Origin of the sequence: Saccharothrix variisporea, assembly GCF_003634995.1 — a bacterium.
In the GTDB taxonomy this organism is placed as follows: domain Bacteria; phylum Actinomycetota; class Actinomycetes; order Mycobacteriales; family Pseudonocardiaceae; genus Actinosynnema; species Actinosynnema variisporeum.
The window spans coordinates 783,680-802,546 of record NZ_RBXR01000001.1 but is presented as its reverse complement, the minus strand read 5'-3'; the positions used below and the strand labels follow the sequence as shown (position 1 = coordinate 802,546).

Genomic DNA, 18,867 nt, shown 5'->3' with positions numbered 1-18,867 from the left:
CGGCGGCGTGCGCGTGTGACATCGCTCGTCCTCGGTCGACAAGCTCATCGGCGGCGCTTGCTCGGGTGGGCGCGGGTGATTTCGTCCTTGAGGTGCCGGTGGTGGGCTTGGGCTGCTTCGGGGGTCGGGAAGTCGAGTGCGTCGGCGATGTCGGCCCAGGTGTGGCCGTGGGCGAGGGCGTGGTCGATGTAGGCGTCCTCGGACTGGTCCACCGCGAGCCGTCCACGGCTCAGGATGTGACGCCACGCGTCGAGCACGGCGTCGGGGATGGCGGGCGGGTCGGGTCGGCGGGCGACGAGGAGCATGGCGGTGGGTTGGGGGATGGTCTGGAGGAGACGGCCTTGCTCGCCCAACTCGTCCACCAGCCACTGGTCGATCACAGGGTGTCGCTCCATGTGAGCCATGGTCCCAGGGATCAGCGGCCGACGATGGTGAAGGCGTTGTCCGTGGGGTGGACGAGGGCGTCGAGGGTGGTGCCGACGCGGAGGTCGTCGTCGGGTAGGCAGGAAACCTTGCCGGTGAACGGCCGGACGCCGGCGCCGGTGACGCGCAGGGTGAGCTCGACACCGGTGTCTTCACCGACCGAGGCGGTGGTGACGGCGACGATCTCGGCGGTGGCGGGGACACCGACCTCGCGGACCCGGCGCTCGGCCTTCCTGCTTCGGGCCAGGCTGCGCATGAAGAAGACGCCCAGCGGGGTCATGAAGAGGGTGACGCCGAGCCCGGCCCACGCCATCACGCGCCAACCGTCCTGGACAACCGTGCCGAACACAGCAACGCCGGGACCGGCGAGGACCATGAACAGCAGCGCGAGGTACACCGAGAACGTGCCAACCGAGCCAGAGCGCTCACCGAGGACCGTGGGCGACTCGGGAACGTACCGACCTTCGGCAACCGTGGACACATGCCCAAGCTAGCCCATCGTCGGGCCGGTGAGCGCCAAGTTCGCCGGGGCGGCATCGGCCGAGAGCTGGTCGGCTCTGCCGGCGGCGGATGGGGTGAGGGCGCACCAAAACGGCCGCCCCACCGGGAAGTGGGGCGGCCGAGGTGGTCGGACTGGAGGGTCAGTCGGTGCAGGAGACCGGGTCGTCGAAGTGGCCCGGGGTTGTCGGGTACGCCTGGCCGGTGCCGTGGGCGTTGTTGTCGGACGGGTAGACCAGGGCCAGTTCGCGGAACGCCGACGTGCCCGAGGTGGTGGCGTCCGTGACGGTTTGGCCGGCGCCCGTGCCCCAGGCCAGCTTTTGCAGGAAGGTCTCCATCCCCGGGCTCCGCTGGCGGATGTCGTTGTACCCGCCGTAAGCCGCGTTGCAGTGGGTGTACAGGTTGTACGCGCCCGACCAGTCCATCAACCGGTCGCCGGGGTTGGGTCCGTTGCCGGCCACGTCGCCCTGCAGCACGTCGCGGTCCCAGCCGCCGTAGAGCCAGTCCGTGCCCTGGTGGTGTTGGTTGTCCGCCTGGGTTGCCGGGTCGGCGGTGTCGTTGGTCTTGTTGGTCATCTCGAACCAAGAGCACGGGTCGACGAAACCGCTGCCCAGGGACTCGGGCCACGGGCCGGTCGCGCAACCGCCGGGGTAGGTGCCGCGCGGGTTGAAGTCGATCACGTCCGAGCCGATGGCACCGGCCTGGGACGCGGCCGACGAGCCGCCGATGCCGCCGAAGACGTGGTCCACGTACCGGTCGTTGTCGCCCCGCGCGTCGGGGTTGAACGTGCCGTTGACCAGGCAGTCCGGCGTCGGTGCGGCGGGGTCGCAGCCCTTGCCGCCCCACAGGGCGTCCGCGCCGTCGCCGCCGAAGACCTGATCGCCGCCGCTGTCGCCGTTGGCCAGGTCGTCGCCGAAGCCGGCGTGGATGTTGTCGTTGCCGAGACCACCGCGGATGCGGTCGTCGCCGCCCTCGTCGATGCCGTTGTGCGGCATGGCCGGAGCGGAAGGCCCGCCGATGAACTGGTCGCCGTCCACGTCGTGCAGCAGGTCCACGCGCCGGTCGTAGGAACCGAGCCGGAAACCGGTGTAGGACTCCTGCGGCACCGAGCTCAACGTCGTCGTGAAGCCGCGGGCGGCCACGTCGTCGGCGTTGAGCCGCTCGTTCACGACACCGCCGCGGTCGCCGACCATGGCGTCCTCGCCGTCGTTGCCGGACATGGTGTCGTTGCCGAGCTCGCCGTACATGTCGTCGTCGCCGGCGGACCCGGTCATGGTGTCGTCGCCGTCCTGACCCCACATCCCGTCGTTGCCGTCGTCACCGAACATGGTGTCGTTGCCGAAGGCACCCACCGGTTCGCACGTGGCCTGTGCGGTGGTGCAGAACCGGGTGGACGGGCCGGGCAGGTCCGGGTCGTGCGTGCGGGACACGGTGGCGTTGTCCGGCACCAGGCCGGCCGCGTACCGCTGCGCGTACACCTTCTCCTTCATCGACCCCGGCTGGCCCTCCAAGGTCCGCACCAGCGAACCGTTGTCGCCCAGCTCGACGTCGTCGGCGCCGTTGCCCTCGAAGGCGTCGCCGCCGTCGCGGAACCCGGCCGCCGCGCTGCCGCCGATCATGTCGTCCTGGCCGTGTGACGGGTCGGAGCCGTCCAGCGCACCCGAAGGCGTGCCGGGCCAGCCCGGGTCGGCCAGCGGGACCACGGTGGTCTCCGAGGAGGCCTCGCCGAGCCCGAGGTCGCCGCGCAGCACGTCCGCGCCGCCGTTGCCCTCCAGGTAGTCGGCCTGGCCGCCGCCGGACAGGAAGTCCCCGCCGTCCTGGCCCCACAGCACGTCCACGCCCGACCCGCCGGACATCCGGTCGTCGCCGTACCGGTCGGCCGGGGGCGCTGGCGCGAGGTCGTACTCCACCACGACCCGCCCGGTGATCGGGTTGCCGCCGGTGGTGGCCAGCCGCTTCGTCGCCCGGGTGGGGGTCTCGCCCGCGGCGGGCCGGTTGACCACGCCGTTGTCGCCGATGCCGACGTCGTCGCCGTTGCCGCCGAAGATCGCGTCGGCGGCGTCGGTCTGCCCCGAGGACCCGGTCAGCGGCGTGCTGCTGCCGCCCACGAGGTCGTCGTTGCCGTCGTTGCCCTCGATCCAGTCGACGCCCTGGTCACCCTCGACGTAGTCGTCGGCACCGTTGCCCTTGAGGCGGTCGGGACCGGCCTGGCCGAGCAGCACGTCGGTGGCGTCGTCGCCCCACACCTCGTCCGCGCCGGAGGAGTCGGCGTGCGGGGTCAGGCCCAGGTCCAGCAGCACGATCCCGCGTGCGGTCATGCCGCGTTCCTGCGTCAGCCGCGACGGCGGGCCGGTGCGCAGCAGCGAACCGTTGTCGCCGATGGCCACGTCCTGGCCGTTGTCGCCGTGGATGGTGTCGCCGACGTCGGGCTGTCCGACGCCCGCGGCTTCCTCCGTGGACGAGCCGCCGACCAGGTCGTCCTGGCCCTCGTTGCCCGAGATCGTGTCCGTGCCCGGACCGCCCTCGGCGTAGTCGTCGGCGTCGTCACCGGTGACGGTGTCGGCACCGCCCTGGGCCAGGACCACGTCCTGCTCGCCGCCGCCGCTGATCACGTCGTCACCGGACGTGCCCGCGGTGGGGGAGTAGCCGAGGTCCAGCAGCGTGATCTTGTGCTGCTTGCCGAACCCGCGGCCCGAAGTGATCGGCGAGGACTCACCCAGGGCGAGCACCGCGTTGTCACCGGTGATCAGGTCCGGACCGGAGTCGCCGAACAGCTTGTCCCCGGCGTCCGGCCGACCCACCTGGTGGCCGTCCACAGTGGACGCCACCTGGGAAGAGCCACCGATCACCCGGTCCTCGCCGCTGTCGCCGTGCACGACGTCGTCGGCGTTGTTGCCCTCCAGGTAGTCGTCGTTCACGCCACCGGACACCTCGTCGTGCGCCAGACCACCGAACGCCCGGTCATCGGAGTCGCCGCCGAACACGAAGTCCGGACCGCCCGCCGCCGCGTTCGCGCCGTCGAGGTCGAACGGTCCGCCGGTGGCCACCGGCCCGTCGCCGTTGTCGCCGATCACCAGGTCCGCGCCGGAGTCGCCGTACAGGGTGTCGCCCTGGTCGGCCTCGCCGGCCTTGCGGGTGCCGCCGACCACGACGTCGGAGTCCGCGCCGCCGAACGCGGTGTCGGAGCCGTTGTTGCCCTCCACCACGTCGTCCTGCGTGCCGCCGTAGAGGGTGTCGTTGTCGTCGTTGCCGTAGACGTGGTCCTTGCCGGCGTCGCCGTACACCAGGTCGAGCCCGCCGCCGCCGTACAGCGTGTCGTCGTCGTTGCCGCCGCCGATGACGTCGTCGCCGAGTTGGCCGCACGCCACATCGACACCGGCCCGCAGGTCCACGTCGTCCGCCGCGCCGCCGGCCGCGACCACCTCGACCCCGGTGCCACCGGTGATCAGGTCGCGCCCGTCCGCGCTGTCCAGCGGTTCGGCCGGCGGCTTGGACGCCGGGTCGCCGGGCGGGGTGCACGGGTTGGCGTAGCGGTCGCCGTAGATCTCGGCACCGCCGTCGCCGCCGATGACGTGGTCGTTGCCGTACCCGCCGACCAGCAGCTTCGACGACGGGCTCACGTTCGCGGGCAGCGGCCGGTGGCCCACCGAGCGCAGCGGGCCGAAGTCGCCCGAGCCGGTCTCGCCGCCCACGTCGGACGGTTCCGCGATCACGTAGTCGTGGCCGGGACCGCCGAACACCTTGTCCTTGCCGAACCCGCCGGTCAGCACGTCGTTGTTGCCGCCGCCGCGGATGTCGTCGACCTGGTCGGGCTTCGAGTGCCCGGTGACCATGTCCACGCCCTGGCTGCCGTACACGGTGTCCGTACCCGTGCCGGTGTCCACGGTGTTGGTGGCGTCCACGATGTCGCCGTTGACCGTCGTCTTGTCCGGCCAGCCAGGCTCGTCCACCCCGGTCTCGTCGGCGGGGTCGCCGATGCGGAAGCTGGTGTAGATAGTGTCCGGGCCGGAGCCGCCGGAGATCTTGTCGCTGCCGTGGCCGCCGACGATGGTGTTCTGCTGGGCCACGTACTCCGGCTTGCCCGGGTTGGTCTCGGCCAGCGGGCTGTCGGAGCCGATGCCGATGGTGTCGTCACCGTCGCCGCCGTCGAGCGTGTTCACGCCCAGGCCCGCCGCGATCCGGTCGTTGCCCGGACCGCCGTTCACCACGTCGCCCGCCCCGCCGACGGTGATCGAGTCGTCGCCGTCGCCGCCGTTGACCGTGGCCGTGCCCTTGCCGCCGAACGCGGTGTGCAGGTCGCCGGTGGTGATCTGGTCGTTGCCCGGACCACCGTTGACCGTGGACGGGCCGATGCCGGTCTTGATCGAGTCGTCGCCCTTGCCGCCGGTCACCTCGACCGCCTTGTCGAACGGCTTGGCCTCGGCCGCCTTGTCCTCACCCGCGCCGCTCTTGTCGCCGTCGCCCTGGAAGACGAACACGCGCTTGCCGACGTCGTTGGTGGCGTCCGCGAAGACCTTGGTCAGGTTCTTGTCCCGGTGCTCCTCGCGGAACCCGAGCGCGCTGACCGCGAAGCCCTCGAACCCGCCGTCCTTGTTCACCAGTTGGGTGACGGTCCACTTCTCCTCGTTGTCCCGCGCGGTCCACGCCGAGTCGCCGCGGGCACCCGTCTGGCCGTCACCGACGTGCAGCACGAGCGTGGTGCCGTCCGGGTGTGCCAGGACCGGTGGTGGTGGCTCGCAGTTGGGTTTGACGGAGAAGTCGAGCAGCGTGATGTCGGCCAGCGTGAAGTCGAACGACACGCTGAACGGCGAGAACCCGATGGTGATGTACACCTTCAGGAACAGGCTGAGCCTGCCGTCCATGTTGAACAAGCACATCGGGTTGTTCAGCGCGACCTTGGTGAACTCGAAGAACCGGAACTTGCCGTCGTTGTTCGGGTCCGCCCAGCTCAGGTTGATGGTCAGCGCCACGCCGCCCTTGATGCCCACCTCGATCAGCACGACGCTCACCGCCGCGCCGGCCGCCAGCTCACCGCGGAAGGTCACCACCGGCAGCGGCTTGCCGGCGTCGTCGGTGGTCTCCAGGTAGATGGAGTCGAGGATGTCGGCGACCTGCTTGTTCTCGATCGCCTTGCGCAGGCCGTAGGTGTCGAACCCGGCGCGGAACCGGGCCTCCACCGACGCGCTGCCGGAGATGCTGACCAGCACCGGCGGCGGCGCGTAGACCGGGCCGAAGGACTGGCTGTAGGAGAACGCCAGTCGCAGGGGACCGGAGTCGAACTTGATCAGGTCCACGTCCTGGCCCATGAGCAGGCCGAACAGCTTGACCGGCTTTTCCAGGATCGGGAAGGTGAACCCGGCGGACTCGCTCTTGCCGCCTCCGCCGATCAGGCCGTGGCCGCCGTTCGCCGCGTCGACGTCGCCGCGCAGGTCGGCGGGCTCGTCGCCGGGCAGGCTGATCAGCTTCGCGGCGGTGTCCGGCGAGTTCTCCGTCCTCAGGGCCTCGTCGCCCAGCACGGTGAAGTCGCCGATCTTGATGGCGCCGCCGTCGTTGGTGATCTGGCTGACCAGCTGGATGGTCTTCAGGATCTTGTCCACGAACTCCAGGTCCGGGCCGCCCGCGATGGTGCTGAACGCCTTGGCGATGGTGACCAGGTTGACGTCACCGCCGCCGACCGCCCGCGAGAGGTCCGACAGCACCGGGATCGGCGCGTAGAGCTGGTCCAGGATGGGCTGGATCGGCTTGGTGAACAGCGCCACCTTCTCCACGATCGGCTTGAGCACCGCGCCCAGGAACTTGCCGGCGTTGAGCGTCACGTCCCTGAAGGCGATCTCCGGCGTGCCGTCGCCGGGTTTCTGGCCCAGGCTCCACTCCCACTTCAGGTGGAACCAGCCGGAGATGCCCGGCAGCGGACCGGCGGTGACGTCGAAGTCCCAGTCGATGCCGACCTTCGCCGCCAGCGACACGTCCGCCACCTGCGTCACGTCGGCCAGGTCGGCCAGCGCGATGCGGGCGTCGTTGTCGACCGCGCAGTTCTCGAAGCAGGCGGCCTGGCCCTTCTTGTGCAGGTCGACCAGGAACTTGCCGGAGAACAGGTCGGTCGCGCCGCCCGCGTGCTGCTTGAGCCCGACCTCCAGGAAGGCCAGCTGCGCCTTCATGTCGGCGGGCAGCGTGAAGCCGAGCTTGAGGCCCAACTCCGGGCGGTCGATGTCCTGCGTGGCAACGTAGAAGCCGGTGCTCTTGTCCACGCCGACCTTCACGTGCAGCCGGTAGGACAGGCCCGCCGTGACGCCGGTGCGCTTGGCCGGGTCGGCGGACTCGCGCAGCGAGAGGCCCGGGATGCCCAGGTCCAGCGGGCGGTTCAGGCTCAGCTCGTTGGTGGCGCAGGTGTCGCTCGGGTCCACCTTGCCGTCGCACAGGTCGAAGGTGAAGGTGGCACCGGTGATGTCCTGCAACGCCGCCGCGTCCGGGCAGTCCGACAGCTTCGGGTTCGTGGTCTCCGGCGTGTAGGCCGGGCCGTTGAGCGTCGGGCTCTTGTCCTCGTAGGCCACCGTCGCGCTGCTCAGACCCTCGGCGACGACCTTCCAGTCGCTGCCGTCCTTGCGGATGATCTTGTAGCTGGTGGCGTAGGCGGACTTGGTCCAGCCCAGGGTGTTGAAGTTGTCGTTGCCGATGGTGGTGTTGCCGTCAAGCACCTCGACGTACGCCGGCGGCGCGTCCTTGCCCTGCGCCGAGGCCACGATCCCGTACTCGTACTTGGTCGTGCCCTTGGTGCCCTGCGCGGACGCGGTGGGGTTGGTCGCGGGTTGCAGCGTGGCGTCACAGGTGAAGCCGACCGTGACCGCGCTGCCCACCGCGGGCTTGAGGTGGTTGTTGACCCAGTCGGCCAGCTCGCCGGTGTTGTTCACCCGCCCGCCGCCGGGCATCTGGGCCATCGCCTGCTGGATCTTCGCGCGCAACTGGCCGAACTTGTCCGCGCCCTGCTGGAGGTCGTCGCCGACCAGCGGCAGCTTGCCGTCGAACGCGGCCGTGCGCAGCGCCCGTTCGATCATGGCCAGGTACTTCTCGATGCCGTCGCCGAACTGCGAGAAGTCCAGCAGCGCGTCGAGGATCTTCTGGCCGATGTCGGTGGGCATCTCGAACCGCTTGACCCCACCCGGCAGGTCCGGCGTGAACGAGAACGCCTCACCGAGGTTGTCCACCTGGCGCGGCAGCCGGACGATGAACGAGTCACCCGGTCCGGCCAGCTTGGTCCAGTTCTGGTTGTCGGAGCTGACGAACACCGGCATGACCGCGCACAGCGCGAGGTCCGTGTCCGCCTCCGGGTCACCCGGGCACGTCACCGGCTGGTTGTCGCCGTTGAGGCTCAGCGAGACGTTCTTGACGAAATCGGCCAGCGAGACCGGTGCCGTGCCGCCGGGGCCGTAACCCAGGTGGGCGTTGTAGTGCGCGTTCACCACGGCCTTCTCCGACCCGCCGGGGTTGCCCAGCGCGATCGACAACGGGCCGATGGAGGACTTCACCACGCCGGAGATCCCGCCGTGCGCGGTCAGGTCGACGGTGGAGTTCGGCAGCACCTTCAGTTCGGTGGCGTTGTCCGGGGTGCCGTCCTTGTCCAGCGGCAGCACGAACCCGACCTTGGTGGACCCGGTCAGCGCCAGGTTCGCCACGGCCTCGCCCTCGGCGGAGACCAGCGACCGGCCCGTGCCCTTCTCGTCGGTGAACGAGAACCGCACCGGCTGGGCCGTGGCCACGTTCCGCTTCACGTCCACGTTCAGCACGATGGACGGCTTGGAGTCGACCTCCTGGTAGGCGAAGGACACCCCGCTGCCGTCCGGCAGCGCGTCGTTGAGGATCGCCACCATGTCCTGCAGGTAGTCCGGCGGGGCGGCGGTCAGCTTGTCGACCGCGTCCTCCAGCGGGCTGCGGAAGGTGTAGGCGGTGCCCTTGGCGGGCGGGTTCGTCCACTTCTCGCTCAGCAGCACGCGGTTCTGGTTCGCGTCCACCACGACACCCACCTGGGTGCCGACCAGCACGGCCCGCTTCTCGTGGTCGTCGCCGAACGTGCGGCCGGTGTCCTCGATGTAGCCGACGTCCTTGCCGTTGAAGGTCGTGTTGCCGTACGACACCTTCGGCCCGGAGCCGGAGTCGGCGCTGCCGAGCAGGTCGCTCAGCGACTTGCCGACCACGGGCAGCGGGGTGGTCAGCGCGGTCTTCACCGAGCCGTCGCCGTCCACCTTCTGCAACGAGCCGTTGAGCACCTGCAACGCCTTGAGGATCTGGCCGAACATGGCGCGCGGGTTGTCCGGGTCGAAGTCGAACGCCTTGGCCTTGTCCAGCTTGTCCAGGCCGGTGAAGTCCACGGCGGACGGGGTGGTGATGTCGGGCATCGACACGCCGACCTCGACCGGGCCGCCGAAGAAGTCCGTGATGCCCGGGACGTCGAGCTTCACGGTGGCGTTCGCCTTCGCGCCGACCGCGACGGTGAGCAGGTTCTCCGGCTCCTTCGCGGGCGTGGCCAGGTCGTCCACCAGTTTGGGGAACACCTGCGCCAGCGGCAGGTCGCCGTCCGCGTCGCCGACCTTCTTCAGGCCCACGGTCAGCATGTTCGCCGAACCGTCCTTCTTGGACATCGACAGGTCACCGGACAGGTGGACCTTCAGGTAGCCCACGCTGCCGTTGACGTCGACCTTGGTGTCCACGGGCGCGTCGGCCTTGATCAGGTCGCCGCCGGTGCGCAGCAGGAACCGGTCCGGCGTGCGGGGCAGGCTGGTGACCAGGGTCGTGGTGCCGTCCGGGTTCTTGTCCGCGAACGGGCAGCCGGTGGCGGCGGCGTCCGGGTCCAGCGGCTTGCACGCGTCACCCTTGATCGGGTCGCGCAGGTCCAGCACCAGGGTGGCCGTGGCGACGAAACCCGGCTTCACCGTCGCGGTGGCGGTCAGGCCGTTCGCGTCGCGCAGGCCCTTGGACGCGAACGTGTCCCCGAAGGTGACCTGGCCGGTCATCGGGTCGGGGGAGTTGACCTTGTAGGCGGCGCCGGGCGCGGGCGTGCCCGCGGACCACGGCTCCTCCAGCTCGATCTCGTCGGCGGAGTTGGTCTTCACCACGCCCTGCGAGGTGCCGGCGGAGACGATCCGGCCCTTGAACCCGTCCACGGGCCACGGCTTGGTCTTGTTGACGTGCTTGAGCTTCTTGGCCTCGTAGCTGACGTCCGCGCCCTGACCCGAGGTCAGCTCGGCGACCACGTCCAGCTTGGCGCCGTCGTTGGGCGCGGTGCGGGTCATGGTGAGCGTGAAGGCGAGCTTCTTGGTGGTGTCGTTGAAGTCCACGCCCGAGACGGCGATGGGACCCGTGTTGAGCTTGGAGAACATCTCCTGGATGGAGCTGAACTTCGGCAGCCCGGCCTTGGCGGGGTCGTCGCCCTTGGCCGGGTTGAAGACGTTGGCGTCCACGAACTCCTTGAGCACCGAGCCCGCGGCGACGGCGTCGGCCAGCGTGCCGCGCATGAACGGCAGGTTCACGTTGCCGATCGGCTTGGCCTGGTCGCCCCACTGCGCGCGCTGGATCGCCTCGATCGAGTTGACCAGGTGGCTCAGGCCCTCCAGCAGGTCACGCGGGCTCAGCGTGGTGAACCGGGTGAGCTGCGCCAGGTCCGAGGCGCCCACGGTCACGGCGGGGGAGCCGGTGGCGATGTCGGGCCACTTCACCTCGACCTTGCCGGTGATGCCGCCGACCGACGTGCCGGCCAGGGACTGGGCGGTGAACTGGAGGGCGGCGTCGACCTTGCCGGCCGGGGAGGCCAGTCCGATGTGGAACAGGCCCGCCGCCGCGCCGGAGGCGGCGAGTTCGGCGGTGCCGGTGCCCGACCCGGGCGGGTCGGTGGCCAGCCTGCCGTCACCGTCGGGGTCGTCGGCGGTCGCGGCGATGTTCGCTTCGACGGTGACGTGCGAGTTCGCCTTGTCCAGGTCCACGCCGAGGATGCCGAAACCGGCGGTGGGGGAGGCGCTCGCGTCCAGCTCGCCCTTCACGCCCACGGTGAGCTTGGGGGAGGCGTCGTCCTTGACCAGGTAGAACCAGTTCTTCGCGCTGTCGTAGGCGAAGTGCAGCGTGGCGTCGAGGGTGAAGGTCACGTCCACCGCGCCGGAGGTGGTGAACGTCAGCGGTGGGCTCGAATTGGCCACGCCGACCGGCTGCTGGTCGGCGACCTTCGTGACGTGCAGGGTCGCGTCCACGCGCTGCACGGAGCCGTTCTGGCTGGTGGCGACGGTGAGCGTGCCGGGGCGGTCGCCGCCCAGCGGGTAGCTGCCGGCGAGGTCGCTGAAGTGGTCTTTGTCCTTCAACGGCTCGTGGACCGTCTTGGCGATCAGGTCCTGGAAGCCCAGCGCGCCGCCGGGGCTGACCCCGAGCAGCGGCACGGCCTTGCCCAGTTCGCCCACCGAGCCCAGCGCCCGGCTGAAGTCGGCGAACTTCTGCAGGCCGGCGGCGATGGCCGCGACGTCCGCGTCCTGCGCGTGCGCCGGCGGCGTGGTCGCCACCAGGCCGAGCAGGGTGAGCGCGAAGCTGGTGAGGGTGGCGGTGATCCGCCGGGACGTGCGCGCGAAACGGCGCCGAGCAGGGTGCGACCGCATGGCCAGACCGCCTTTCGACGGCGGATGGCCCCCGATGCCATGCGCCGGAACGGGTGTGGTGTGTCAGGGCACGACCCCGCAGGGCGGTCGCGCCACAACGGGAGTCGACCGAACTGTGACCTGCGTTACGTGTCGGTGACGTCACCCGCCGCTTTCACCCGATCGGCGGAAGGGTCTCCCGCTCCTGGATGAGCGCCCTGACCAGCACTTCCGGCGCGACCGAGCGCGGGCGGTCGCTCACCTGCCCGTCGCCCACCTCCACCACCCGCCACCGGCCGTCCGCCCGCCGCACCAGGTCGGCCGTCACGAACGGCAGGCGCAGGCCCGCGACCAGCGGCCCGATCTCGGAGAGGTCCGGGTCGGGGACCGGGCTGTCGGGGGTGTCCGGGTGCGGGCCGACCAGGCGGCACACCCCGTCCACCCACCACGTGCGCACCTCGGCGGAGGTGAACTCCTCGAACCGGCGCAGCACGAAACCGCCCGTGAAGTCGTCGTCGCGCAATTCCCGGAACCGCCGTGCGACCGCCCACGCCGCCGCCGCGTCGGCCACGTCGGGGATGTACGCGGCCTCGTCCCAGTGGTGCTTCATGGACTTCGAGTAGTCGCGCAGCACCGCCGGTCCCGAGCCGAGCTCCTGGCGTGCCCGGTCGAACGCCTCCCGCTCGTCGCCCGACGTCCACACCGACTCCGGGGTGACGGCGGCCAGGTCGGCGTACCAGCCGGGCAGTTCGTGCGCCCGCTTGTAGTCCTCGGCGCTCGTCCGCAGCACCACGCCCCGCCGGGCCAGGGCGTCCGCGAAGCCCTGGTAGCGGTCGGCGGACATCATCCAACCCCGGTACACGGCCTCGCCCGCCGGCACCCGCCGGACGGCCTCGTCGGGACGGGCCAGGGCGTCGTGGTCCACCAGGGCGACCTCGACCCCGGCCTCGCGGGCGGCGTCGGCCTCCGGGGCGAAGTGCTCGTCGGGGCGGCGGGGGCGCAGCGGGTCGGAGGGGACGATCAGCACGTCACACCCGCGGTCGGGCGTCGACGGTCGTCCACGTCGGGTGCTTCGCGGTCACCGTGTCGCCCGAGGAGCGGCGGCGCAGGCGGCGGCTCAACCACGGCAGGACGTGCTGCCGGTAGTAGCGGGCCTCGGTGAGCAGGCGGCGGACCTCGGGCTCGTGGTCCAGGGGCTCCGAAGGGGTGGTGTGGCCCAACGCGGTCAGGACGTGCGCCGCCACGCGGTGGTGGCCGGCCGCGTTGAGGTGCAGCCGGTCGGGGGACCAGTAGCCGGGCTTGCGGATCTCGGCGTCGTTGAACATGTCGACCACCGTCAGGTCGTACCGCGCGGCCATCTCCTTCACCGCCGCCGTCAGCTCCACGCCGCGCTGGTGGATGGTGCGCCCGAACGGCAGCCGCTGCGACGGGTCCGCGCCGCTGAGCAGCACCATCCGCACCCCGGCCTCCTGGCACCGGCGCACCGCGTGCTCGGTCAGCTCGGCCAACCGCCGCCCGTCCATCCCGGGCCGCATCATGTCGTTGCCGCCGCCGTTGAGGGTGATCACGGTCGGCGCGGGCGACAGCGCCAACGCCGCTTCGAGCTGCTCGGTGACGATCGGCTCCAACAACCGCCCCCGCACGGCGAAGTTCGCGTAGGACACCGGCTCGCCCAACGCCGCGGCGAGCCCTTCGGCCACCAGGTCCGCCCACCCGCGCGGCGACCCGTCCGGCCGCTCGTCACCGACCCCCTCGGTGAAACTGTCCCCGATCGCCGCGTACCGCACACGCCCTCCCACCGTCCATGAACGACACTCAGCATATGGCTTCGCTTGCGCGGGTCCGGTGGCGGGAGCGGTGACGAAGAATGCGAAACAATTGCCGATGCACCTGTACCCGCGGTGCAACGCGTTTCGCCGAAAACCACGCTCCTACCAGCGTGGACCGCCGTTCGGGTGACACATCCGCCACGCTGCGAAACGTTGCGGAGTACGGCGATGCGGTCACATCGGCCGCCAATTGCCTGCCGGCCCGACCCGGCAGGTGTGATACTGGGCGGCACCCGGGCCGGGGAGACGCCGATGAAACCGGACATGAGCTCGCGAGCGGCACTCAGCGCCCTGTCCGCGCGCGGCGAGCCGGCCACGCGGCTCGCGCGCAACGAGGTCTCGGCACCGGTGCTCGGCGGGGTGGTCCAGGCCAACGTGATCGACGAGGTCACCGTCATCAGCCCGGCGGCACCAGCCCGGATGAAGCGGCCCCGCCAACTGCCGCCCGCGCCGCACGGGTTCGTCAACCGGCAGCGCGAGATCGACCGCATCGAGGTCGCGGCCGGCGGCGGCGGGCGTGGCGCGGCGATCGTCGTGCTCAGCGGCATGGCCGGCGTCGGCAAGACCGCGTGCGCCTTGCAGTGGGCACACCGGCACGCCGACCGGTTCGACGGCGGGCACCTGTTCGCCGACCTCGACGGCTACCGCCACCACGGCGGCATCGCCGTCACCGACGTGGCCGGCGCGTTCCTGCGCGCGCTCGGCGTGCCGTGGGACTACATCCCGCCCGAACTGCCCGAGCGGGTCGCCCTGTTCCGCAGCCTGACCGCCCGCTCCCGCGTGCTCGTGGTGCTCGACGGCGCCGACCACGCCGCGCAGGTCCGGTCGCTGGTCCCGACCTCGCCGGGCAGCGTCGTGCTGGCCACCAGCAGGCGGCGGCTCAGCGGCTTGGCCATCGACGGCGCGCACGCGGTGGAGTTGCGCCCGCTGGACGAAGAGCACGGCACGACGTTGGTGGCGCACATGGTCCGCGACGACCGGATCAGCCGCGAACCCTCCGCCACCCGCCGATTAGTCGACCTGTGCGCGGGGCTGCCGATCGCGTTGAAAGTGGTCGGCGCCGAACTGGGCCGGCTGGAGCGCTGGACCGTGGCGCGCTACGCCCAGCACCTGTCCGACGACCGCAAGCGCCTCAGCAGGCTGTCCGTAGAGGGGGAGAACCTCGTGGAACACGTCTTCGACGCGGCGTACGACGACCTGTCCCCGGCGGCGCGGCGGATGTACCGGGTGCTGGGCCTGCACCCGGGCGGTGACTTCGACGCCGGCGTGGCGGCGGCGATGGCGGGCACGACGGTGGCCGAGGCGGAGGAGCAGCTCGCGGTGCTGCGGGGCGTGAACCTGGTCGAGGAGCACACCGCCGACCGCTACCGCTTCCACGGCCTGGTGCGCCTGCACGCGTCGCACCAGGCCGAGCGGGACGGGGAGGACGAGCGCGCGGCGGTGGAGCGGCGGGCCGTCGAGTGGTACCTGCTCGGGGCGGCGGCGGCCGACCACGCGGTGCTGGGCCCGGCGCGGTGGCGGCTGGCCCGGCACGACCTGGCGCCGTGGCCGCACCCGTTCGACGCCGGGTCGGGCATGGAGTGGTTCGAGACCGAGCGCACCAACCTGCTGGCGGCCGTCCGGCTGGCGGCGCGCATCGGCCACCACACCGCCGCCTGGCAGCTGTGCGAGGCGCTGTGGGCCTTCTACCACAGCCGGAAGCACTACTCGGACTGGATCGACGCCCACCGCATCGGGGTGGACTCCGCCGCCGAGGTCGGGGACCGCGCCGCCGAGTGCCGGTTGCGCAACCAGTTGGCGCGGGCGCACATCGAGCTGCACGAGTTCGAGGCGGCCCGGGTGGAGCTGTCCCGCGCCGAGCGCGTGATCGCCGACAACGGCTTGGGACGCGCGATGGTCCACGAGTCCTACGGGCTGCTGCTGCGCGAGCAGGAGCGCTACGACGACGCGGCCCGCGAGTTCGAGTCCGCCCTGGTGATCAGCAGACGGCTGGGCGACCCGCGCGCGATCGGCGTGCAGGCCTACCAGTTCGGCGACGCCCTGGTGCGCGCGGGCAAGGCCGCCCTGGCGCTGCCCGTGCTGGAGGAGGCGCGGCGCCTGCTGGAACGCCTGCGCGACGAGATGTCCACGGCCCGCGTGCACATCGCCCTGGGCCGCGCCTACGAGGCACTGCGCCGCGTCGCCGACGCCCGCCGCGTCCTGACCGCCGCGATCACCACGACCCGGTCGCGCCGCCAGCCGGTGAAGGAAGCGCAGGCCCTGGAGGTCATGGTCGTCGTCGCCCGCGAACAGCAGGACGAAGACCTGTTCCGGCACTCCGCCGAGCGCCTGTTCGAGCTGTACCGGGACGCGGGCAACCCCCGCAGCGCCGAGGTCCTGAGCTGGTTCGGCCCGAGCGCTTGAGCGCGGGCGCGGGCGGCTAGGGCCTGTCCTGCGGGTCTGGTTTGTGCGTTCGGGATTCGTGGGCTTGACCCGTCGCGGCCGTAACGCGGTGGGGGTGTTCGGGTGGGCATGGGCCCTGTCGGCGATCATCCGCCCGGCCCGCACCCGCCGCCCGTCCAGGGCGATGTCGTGGATGTCGTCGAGCAGCGGCAGCAGTTGCGGGTTGTCGCCGGCCTGCCCCGGGGTGGGGAAGGTTGCCCACACTGCGCGGGCAGCAACGGCGCGATCACCGCCCACGCTTTGTCCGTCAGCTCACCACGTCCCACCACACACCATCATCTGCACACGATCATGAGAAAGATCCGCAGGACACGCCCTAGGACGCGTGGGCCGTCGGCGGCCTTGCCGGTAGTGGCACGAAGTGTGCGACATCGTTGTCGTGGACGACCAGGGCCGCCCCCTTCCGCGGTGGTCGTCGGCGGCGGAGGCTGACCCAGTGGTGCAGGGCGCAGGCGGCGGTGGAGGGGCCGACGTCCGGCACGTCCACCGCCGGTTCGTCGCGGAAGCCCACCACCGAGCCCGATTCCGTGGCCGCCGCCGCGATCGCCGCGCCCGGGTGTTCCGCCAGCTTCGCCTTGACCCACCCCCTCGGGTCCTCGGCCACCTCGTTGCGCACCACGATGTCGGCGTTGTGGCGGACCGTGGGGTCCACCACCGACTCGTCCACCACCAGCATCGGCGCCGTGTCGGTGTCCGGCCGCCGGGCGCTGAGCAGGTGCGGGAAGCGCTCCAGCGTGATGTTGCGGGGGAACCGCAGCGAGGCGGTGACGACCTGCGCCCCGACGGGCTCGCGCGGGGGCACGCGGTGCGGCTCCACCGGCTCCACCGGCGGGGTCGTCGGGACCGGCATGCGCATCATCGCGCACAACACCCGGTGCACCAGCGCTTTCCCCTCGCCGGGACGGCCCAGGACCCGGTCGGTGATGGCCCGCAGCGCCGGGTCGCCACCGTCTTCCAGCGCGGACTCCACCTGCGGGCGCAGGGGCGCGTCGAGGTCCAGCGCGCGGGCCTTGCGCCACACCTCCGCGTTGGCCGACGCGGGGTCCACCTCGCAGCCGCCGTCACTGGCCAGCAGCAGCGGCTTGCCCAGGGCCACCCCGTAGAAGGTGACCGAACCGTGGTCGCCGACCACCAGGTCGGCGGCGAGGAGCGCGGCCTGCCAACCGCGGTGCGGCGGGATGGTGATCAGCCCGCACCGGGTGCCGTCGCGGAACTGCTGCGCGACCTCGTACCGCGAGTGCGCCTGGCTGATGTTCCAGTGCTGCACCAAGGCGACCCGGTAGCCGCCCAGCGGCAGTTCGGCGAGCAGCCGCTGCGGCAGGTCGGGACCGGCGGCCAGCGCCGAGTTGGGCCCCCAGGTCGAGGTCACCAGCACCAGCCGCTCGTCCGGCCGGATCCGCAGCGCCCGGCGGTAGCGCTCGCGCAGAGCCGTGCTGGCCCGCAGTCGGTCGGCGACCGGGTCGCCGATGACGACGCAGTTCTCCAGCGCCTCCGGACACGTCCGCGCGACGAGCGCGTATTGCTCCTCGTGGGAAAGCCCTATTTTTGCGGGAATGACTCGGCCGTCGTGGACCAGTTGGCTGCGAGCCACTCCGGTGGGTGAATTGGTGGAGCCCGTCGTCTCGGGCACGATGCGCGGATAACCGGCTCCGTGGGCGATGGTCAAGATCGGCCCGCGCAGTCGGCGCAACGCGCTGCCGGCGTGCGCGGCCAGGATCGCGTCGAACTCGATCTTGGCCGCGTGCTGCCAGGGCAACACGTCACAACCGGTTTCGATCAGGTGTTTGCGCAGGTCGCCGACGTATTCGGAGCCCTTGTCGATGGTGAACTTCACGGCGACGCGCTGTCCGGCGAACAGGCCGTCGACCACTTCGAGGAGGCGGTGGAAAGACGTCAGGTTGCGAATGACGAGCAGTACTCGCCTTTCGGTCACCCACGTCTCTTTGCCCATCGGAACTCCGTCCGGCCAGGAGGCCGACTGCGACAGTCCGCAATGTCGGCTTGCACGACGTTACCAAGCGGTCTTACGGTTGGCTATATGCCACATAGCAGATGGCATGGGAGCGGATCGGAAGGTGGATCTCTGTGGCGCAGGTGAGCAACCCTGTGGTCCAGCAACGCCGTTTGCGCACCGAACTGCGAAAGGCGCGCGACCGGGCCGGCCGCACACAACGGGAAGTCGCCGATGCGCTGGACTGGTCCACGAGCAAGGTCATCCGCATCGAAACCGGCGCGGTGAACATCTCGACGACCGATCTGCGCGCCTTGCTCCAGTTCTACGGCGAGTCGCCGGAGTTCATCGACGACCTGGTCCAGACGGCCCGCGCCGGACGTCAGCGGGTGTGGTGGGACCGGTACAAGAACAACCTCGACCCCGCCATGATCACGCTGCTGGAGTTCGAGTCGTCGACTTCCCTGATCCGGCAGTACCAGTCGCTGGTCATCCCCGGCCTGCTCCAGACCGAGGACTACGCGCGCGAGATCCTGCGCATGTACTCCAGCGAGGACCAGTTGGAGTACAAGGTCAAGCTGCGCATGGACCGCCAACGCATCCTTCGCGGCGAGGACGCGGTGCGCGCTTTCTTCATCATGGACGAGGCGGCGCTGCGGCGGTGGGTCGGCGGTCCGGCCGTGATGCGCAAGCAGTTGGAGCTGATCAAGGAGTGGGGCCGGCAGCCGAACGTCACCATCCAGGTGCTGACGTTCGACCGGGGCATCCACCGCGGCATGCGCGGCAATTTCGAGGTCTTCGAGTTCGCCACCGAAGACCAGGACCACGTGGTCTACCTGGAGTGGCCCGGGGGCAGCACGGTCGTCCAGAACAACCCGAAGCAGGTCAGCCAGTACGTCGAGTGGTTCATCACCCTGGAGCAGTTGGCGCCGCCGCCGGAGACGCTCGACGTCGTGATCGACCGACTGATGGAGGAGATGCCCGCTTCCTAATCGAACAATGCCGGCGCTGGTGCCGGGACCCCATTCCACCTCGGCGTGATCACGTGCTGAGCGCGGAGCAATGGCGCTCGCTCTCTCGGCGGTTCTCCGGTGACCGTCGAGTGCCATACGCTGAT

At 70.9% G+C, this 18,867-nt stretch carries 8 protein-coding genes; 2 read left to right on the top strand and 6 right to left on the bottom strand.

Annotation, left to right across the window (positions count from 1 at the left end; genetic code table 11):
- Positions 1–44: 44 nt before the first annotated feature.
- The 5 genes from DFJ66_RS03575 to DFJ66_RS03555 all read right to left on the bottom strand — a co-directional run bounded on the left by DFJ66_RS03575 (position 45) and on the right by DFJ66_RS03555 (position 13,315).
- Entirely contained in the window at positions 45–395 is a 351-nt protein-coding gene (locus tag DFJ66_RS03575; protein WP_147459163.1) for a hypothetical protein, read from the bottom strand.
- A 20-nt stretch (positions 396–415) separates the two neighbouring features.
- Positions 416–904: a hypothetical protein gene (locus DFJ66_RS03570; protein ID WP_147459162.1), complete on the bottom strand. Its 489-nt coding sequence runs from the start codon at positions 902–904 to the stop codon at positions 416–418.
- 160 nt (positions 905–1,064) lie between these two features.
- On the bottom strand, positions 1,065–11,549 hold the full coding sequence (locus DFJ66_RS03565; RefSeq protein WP_121217890.1) for a calcium-binding protein: 10,485 nt from the start codon (positions 11,547–11,549) through the stop codon (positions 1,065–1,067).
- 154 nt (positions 11,550–11,703) lie between these two features.
- Positions 11,704–12,555 (bottom strand): ATP-grasp domain-containing protein, encoded by an 852-nt coding sequence (locus DFJ66_RS03560; RefSeq protein WP_121217888.1) that lies wholly within the window; start codon positions 12,553–12,555, stop codon positions 11,704–11,706.
- Position 12,556: 1 nt separating this feature from the next.
- Positions 12,557–13,315: an SGNH/GDSL hydrolase family protein gene (locus tag DFJ66_RS03555; protein ID WP_121217885.1), complete on the bottom strand. Its 759-nt coding sequence runs from the start codon at positions 13,313–13,315 to the stop codon at positions 12,557–12,559.
- Positions 13,316–13,609: 294 nt separating this feature from the next.
- Here DFJ66_RS03555 and DFJ66_RS03550 point away from each other — a divergent pair, with 294 nt between their 5' ends.
- A complete protein-coding gene (locus DFJ66_RS03550) occupies positions 13,610–15,760 on the top strand; it encodes an ATP-binding protein (protein WP_170199116.1) in 2,151 nt (716 codons plus the stop codon).
- A gap of 355 nt (positions 15,761–16,115) precedes the next feature.
- Here DFJ66_RS03550 and DFJ66_RS03545 read toward each other — a convergent pair whose 3' ends face one another.
- Complete coding sequence (locus tag DFJ66_RS03545; protein ID WP_121217881.1) at positions 16,116–17,750, bottom strand: hypothetical protein; 1,635 nt, start codon at positions 17,748–17,750, stop codon at positions 16,116–16,118.
- A gap of 143 nt (positions 17,751–17,893) precedes the next feature.
- Here DFJ66_RS03545 and DFJ66_RS03540 point away from each other — a divergent pair, with 143 nt between their 5' ends.
- A complete protein-coding gene (locus DFJ66_RS03540) occupies positions 17,894–18,742 on the top strand; it encodes a helix-turn-helix domain-containing protein (RefSeq protein WP_170199114.1) in 849 nt (282 codons plus the stop codon).
- Positions 18,743–18,867: the final 125 nt, after the last annotated feature.